At 64.0% G+C, this 5,271-nt stretch carries 5 protein-coding genes and 1 pseudogene; 2 read left to right on the top strand and 4 right to left on the bottom strand.

The features are described from left to right. A pseudogene (locus ACEQXV_RS09445) lies at positions 1 to 294 on the top strand (asparaginase); the annotation flags it as partial. A 58-nt stretch (positions 295 to 352) separates the two neighbouring features. On the opposite strand, the gene rpsO reads toward ACEQXV_RS09445, so the two are convergent. Further along, positions 353 to 622 (bottom strand): 30S ribosomal protein S15, encoded by a 270-nt coding sequence (rpsO, locus tag ACEQXV_RS09440; protein WP_370252030.1) that lies wholly within the window; start codon positions 620 to 622, stop codon positions 353 to 355. 425 nt (positions 623 to 1,047) lie between these two features. On the opposite strand from rpsO, the gene ACEQXV_RS09435 reads away from it, so the two are divergent. Further along, positions 1,048 to 2,694 (top strand): calcium-binding protein, encoded by a 1,647-nt coding sequence (locus ACEQXV_RS09435; RefSeq protein WP_370268915.1) that lies wholly within the window; start codon positions 1,048 to 1,050, stop codon positions 2,692 to 2,694. A 24-nt stretch (positions 2,695 to 2,718) separates the two neighbouring features. Here the strand turns inward: ACEQXV_RS09435 and ACEQXV_RS09430 are convergent, their stop codons facing one another. The 3 genes from ACEQXV_RS09430 to truB are packed head-to-tail and all read right to left on the bottom strand — an operon-like array spanning position 2,719 to position 5,075. Next, positions 2,719 to 3,618 carry an alpha/beta fold hydrolase gene (locus ACEQXV_RS09430; protein ID WP_370253362.1) on the bottom strand — a complete coding sequence of 300 codons (900 nt, stop codon included), beginning with the start codon at positions 3,616 to 3,618 and terminating at the stop codon, positions 2,719 to 2,721. A 45-nt stretch (positions 3,619 to 3,663) separates the two neighbouring features. Continuing rightward, positions 3,664 to 4,176, bottom strand: a complete 513-nt coding sequence (locus ACEQXV_RS09425) for a DUF1643 domain-containing protein (RefSeq protein WP_370253361.1) — start codon at positions 4,174 to 4,176, stop codon at positions 3,664 to 3,666. Further along, entirely contained in the window at positions 4,173 to 5,075 is a 903-nt protein-coding gene (gene truB / locus ACEQXV_RS09420) for a tRNA pseudouridine(55) synthase TruB (protein ID WP_370268913.1), read from the bottom strand. The genes ACEQXV_RS09425 and truB overlap by 4 nt, the downstream gene beginning before the upstream one ends. Positions 5,076 to 5,271: the final 196 nt, after the last annotated feature.

Raw genomic sequence — 5,271 nt, 5'->3', positions numbered from 1 at the left:
GGCACGGTTCCCGACGATCCCGTTTTGGAGGCCGGGCTCGTCCGAGCGGCGGATCGTGGCATTCCGGTGGTTGCGGTCAGCGAAACCCTGGCAGGCGGCACGGCGCTTGGCCATTACGCAGCGGGGGCGGTTCTGCTCGATCACGGGGTGATCGACGGGCGCGACATGACGCTGGAGGCCGCCTATGCCAAGCTGTCCCTCGCGCTGGCGTCTGTCACGGGCCGGGCCGCGTTGGCGGAGTTCGTTGAAACTCCGCTCTGTGGCGAGTTCGGCGCGCCCTTCCCGGTGACCTGAACGAAAAACGCCCGCTCGGTGGAACCGAACGGGCGTTGAATTCTGCGGGTCGCGTCGCTTAGCGGCGGATACCGAGGCGCTGGATCAGGTCCGTGTAACGGGCCTCTTCCTTGCCTTTGAGGTAGTCCAGCAGCTTACGGCGCTGTGCAACCAGCTTGAGCAGACCACGGCGGGAATGGTTGTCCTTCTTGTGGGTCTTGAAGTGCTCGGTCAGCGTGTTGATACGGCTGGTCAGGATGGCAACCTGGACTTCCGGCGAACCGGTGTCGCCGTCCTTGGTTGCGAATTCCGAAATGACGCGGGCCTTTTCTTCGGCAGTGATCGACATCGGGGTCTCCTTCATGGGTTAAGGGTGATGGCACAAGCCGGGATGTCGTCCAGCAAGGCCCGTGGAGAGTCGCCCCATTCGGGACGATCCGCGGCGTTTACAAGAGAATCCCCCCCGATGGAAGGCCCAATTTCACCCCGGATTATGGCAAATCTGCCGGGAATGGGGCGCCAGAGCGTTAACCAAGAATCACCTGTTTCATTGAGGTTTTCCTAAAATCCCGTGAAAATACCACGCGGATTTCAGGTGTTTATTCACCCTTCGGAAACAGCGCCACATTTATTCCACAGGAATACCTTGAGCGTGTCGGCAAATGACCCAACCGGCGGCGCAGGGTGCTGTCCAAAGGTATGAAGCGACCCAACCCCCGGGGTCGTTCGATGAGGCAAAAAGGGACGACAATGTTCGCAGCGGGTGGAGTATTGATGCTTATGCTCGTCGGGTTCGCGCTCGAAGGGCTGCTTTCCGGTGGCGGAGAGGATGACGGCGCGTCCGATTCCTCTGCGAACGATACCGGTGACACTGGTGCATCCTCCAACTACGACGCCTCCGTTTACACCTCGGATCTGCATGATCTTCTGTTTGGCGATGCCGGAATGGGCAATCCGCAGGGCGGTGACGGGGCAAACGCGGGCGGAAACCTGCTCGACGACATCCTGGGCGACCCGGATGCCCCGCAGGACCCTGATGCCGACCCCGATGATACGATCTTCGGGGATGCCGATGACGATACGCTCATGGGCGGCGACGGCGATGACCAGATCTTCGGCGACGCAGGCGATGACGCGATTGACGGTGGCACCGGGAACGACAGCATTGATGGCGAAGAAGGGGCAGATACCGTCTTCGGCGGCGAAGGGGACGATACCCTCGTTCTGGGCGAGGGCGACCTCGCGATCGGTGGCGACGGGGCCGATCTGTTCGAAGCGCCCGCAGACATTCCTGCGGATGTTCCGATCCTGGCCGATTTCATGCCCGGCGTGGACACGATCCTCGTGCGTTATGACGGTGACACCGCGCCCGAGATCACGATCGAAACCGACGAGGATGCCGGAAATACCTCCGTCTTCTCCGATGGGAACCAGATTCTCTTCCTGCAAGGCACGACCGGCGTCACCATGGACGACGTTCAGCTGGAACAGGACCAGGCCGGTCCGACCGATGGCGATGACACGCTGACCGGAACCGGCGGCAATGACACGCTCGACGGTGCGGGCGGCAACGATACCGTCGATGGTCTTGATGGCGACGACCTGCTGAATGGCGGCACGGGCGACGACATCCTGCGCGGGCGCACGGGCATGGATCAACTCTTCGGCCAGCAAGGCGCTGATGCCCTGAGCGGCGGCGCTGGCGATGACAGCATCTCCGGCGGTGCCGATAACGACCTTGCCTTCGGGAACGAAGGAAGCGACACCATCTTCGGTGACGAAGGCAATGACGAGCTTTACGGCGACGAGGGGGACGACCTGATCAATGGCGGCCTTGGTCATGACCTGCTGCATGGTGGCGACGGGGCCGACGAGATGTATGGCGCAGAGGGCAATGACCTGCTCTATGGCGCCGAGGGCGATGACGCGATCGAGGGCGGCGATGGCAATGACTACCTGCTTGGCGGCTTCGGCGCCGATGACCTGATCGGCGGGGCTGGCACCGATACGCTCGACGGCACCTTTACCGCCGGTGACAGCGAATTCGGCCCCTATGACGAAGACACCGGCGACACCCTGTCGGGTGGCGATGGCAACGATCACCTGTTCATCGGGGCCAATGACGTGGCCTTCGGCGGGGCAGATGCCGATATCTTCGAAACCGGCACCTTCATCGAAACCGATGCCGATGCGGGCATCGTCACCGACTTCAACCCGGTCGAGGACGTGATCCAGGTCAGCGTCGATTTGCAGGCAACGCCAAACCCGAACATCACCGTGGTCGATTTCGATGACGGAACGGGCGCGAATATCGTCGTGGACGGCACCGTCGTCCTGCGTGTCAGTGGCGCACAGGGGCTGGACCCGAACTCGATCATCATCCGCGACATGCGCCTGGACGACCTTGCCGAAACGGCCTGATCCGGTGCACGGACCCGTCTGGATTTAACCTGCCAGGAAATGCGGCCTGACCGCCTCCAGAACGGCCTCGGGCATCTCTTCCATTGCGAAATGCCCGGTTCCGTGGATTTCCTGCCCCGTCACCTCCTGCGTGCACCACGCCTGCCATAGCGCCTTGGGATCCCCCGTCTTGGCCGGAAACCCCGCGCTGGCCCAGACGAAATGCAGGGGTGCCGCGATCTTGTTGCCCGCCAGCCTGTCCGCCTCGTCAAGGGCCCGGTCGATGGTCGCCCCGGACCGGTAATCGGAACACATGGCGTGCACGCGCGTGGGGTCCTGGGCCTGCGTCCGGTAGCTGTCCAGCGCCGCTCCTTCGAAGGGCGCAAGGCTTCGGCAATGGGTCCAACTGGACAGGGTCCAGTCGTAATAGGCCACCGGGTCGGCGGCGATCATGCGCTCGGGCAGTGGGGCAGGTTGGGCAAGGAAGGTCCAGTGATAGGCCTTCAGCGCCAGTTCCGCGTTCCACGCAGCCCAGAAATCCGCGGTCGGCACGACCTCGATGATGCCAAGCCGGTCGATCCGCTCCGGGTGATCCAGCGCCATGCGGTAGGTCACCCGGGCGCCCCTGTCGTGCCCCAGCACATGCGCCCTTTCGAGCCCCATGAAATCCATCAGGCCGACGATGTCGCGCGCCATCTCTCGCTTGGAATAGGTGTGATGGTCGGGGTCGTCGGCAGGGGCATCGCTGTCGCCATATCCGCGCAGGTCGGGAATGATGACGTGGAAATCGCGCGCCAGCGCGGGCGCGATCTTGGCCCAGCACATGTGGTTCTGCGGATAGCCATGCAGGCAGATCAGCGGCGGCCCTTCGCCGCCCTGGTGCACCGACAGCCGGATACCATTGGTATCAATGAAACTCTGGGTAAACCCTTCGATGTCCGACATGGGCGATCCTCCTGCCGGGCAGAGTGATCTGCCCGCTGGCCCGCGTCAACGCCCGGTCCAGACCTGCGGCTCGGTGGCATAGCCAATATAAAGCGGATGGCGCGGATGCCCCGCCTTCGACAGGCCAAGGCAATGCAGGTCAGCCCCCGCTCCGCGCAGCAGCGCCTCGACGTCGGGGCCCCGGTTCAGATGCTCGCCATGCACGCCCCATCCGGCGATGACCGTATCGGCCCATGGCAGCGCCTCCAGCAGCAGGCGGTCGTTTTCCGGCCCGACCGGGGCCTTGGCCCGGCGCAGCAGCCGCGGGTCGGTTTCCCGCCAGGCGAAGATATTCATCACCCGGAACCCGCCAAAGCCCAGAACCCGCGCCCGCCGCTCGCACCGCTCGACGGTCGGGTCGTTCTGAACCTCCGTCGCCTTGGACGGGTTCAGCATGATGAACAGCACACGCGGACCGGTTTCATCCCAGACCCGGCTCAGCGCATAGCGATACCGCTCGCAATCGGAGTAGACCGCGACGCTGGCCGCATCGCCCTTTTGATGCGTGCGGGTGATCACAGGTTGAAGACGCGGCTTGGATGCACTTCGCCGCCGCGATAGATGCCGACGGCCACCGGCTTGCCCTGGTAGGACACCCAGACCTCCTCGCCCCATTCGGCGGTGCCCAGAACCTGACCGGGGTTTCCGTTCTTCAGACGGGCAAAGCCAAGGTCATTGGCACGGAGTTCGGGCAGGTCCGCCAGCCCCAGGTCGAGCGACAGCAGATGGGCGTCGAGTGCAGGGTCCTTCGCCAGCTCCTCGATCAGCGCGAAGCTCACCGCCTCGTCCACGTCGAACGGTCCTGACCAGACGCGTCGCAGCTTCTTCACATGCCCAAGACAGCCAAGCGCCGCGCCAAGGTCGCGCGCGATGGCCCGCACGTAACCGCCCTTGCCGCAAACCATTTCCAGCTCTGCATGATCGGCATCGGGCCGCGACAGCAAGGTCAGGCTTTCAACGTAAAGCGGCCGCGCGGCGATCTCGAAGTCCTCGTCGTCGCGCGCCAGCTTGTAGGCACGCTCCCCGTCGATCTTCACGGCGGAAAACTTGGGCGGCACCTGCATGATGTCGCCTTCGAAGCCCTTCAGCGCGGCGGCAATCTCTTCGTCCGAAGGCCGCAGATCGCTGCTGGCGATGACTTCGCCCTCGGCATCGTCGGTATTGGTCGCAGCCCCGAAGGTAACGGTAAAGACATAGGCCTTCATCGCGTCGGTAACAAAAGGCACGGTCTTGGTCGCCTCGCCAAGCGCCACCGCCAGCACCCCGGTCGCGTCCGGGTCCAGCGTGCCCGCATGACCGGCCTTCTTGGCGTCCAGCGCCCAACGCACCTTGTTGACTACGGCGGTAGAGGTCAGCCCCGCGGGCTTGTCCACCACCAGCCATCCGTGAATGTCGCGTCCCTTGCGCCTGCGCCCCATGCGCCTGTCTCCTGATCCGTCCGAGAAGGGGCTGCTGCTAGCGCCCCGCAGCGTCCTCGTCAACAACCGTGCCAACGATCGGCCCTAGCGGAAAGCCGAAATCATTGCGCCCGACCGAGGGCGCATAAAGGCGCGACACGCGCCCATCGAGATAGAGCGCGTTCGGCGTCTGCAACCGATCGCGGAACAGCCGGCC

The organism is Nioella sp. (assembly GCF_964229645.1).
GTDB lineage: Bacteria > Pseudomonadota > Alphaproteobacteria > Rhodobacterales > Rhodobacteraceae > Nioella.
This window is presented reverse-complemented; position numbering and strand designations above follow the sequence as displayed.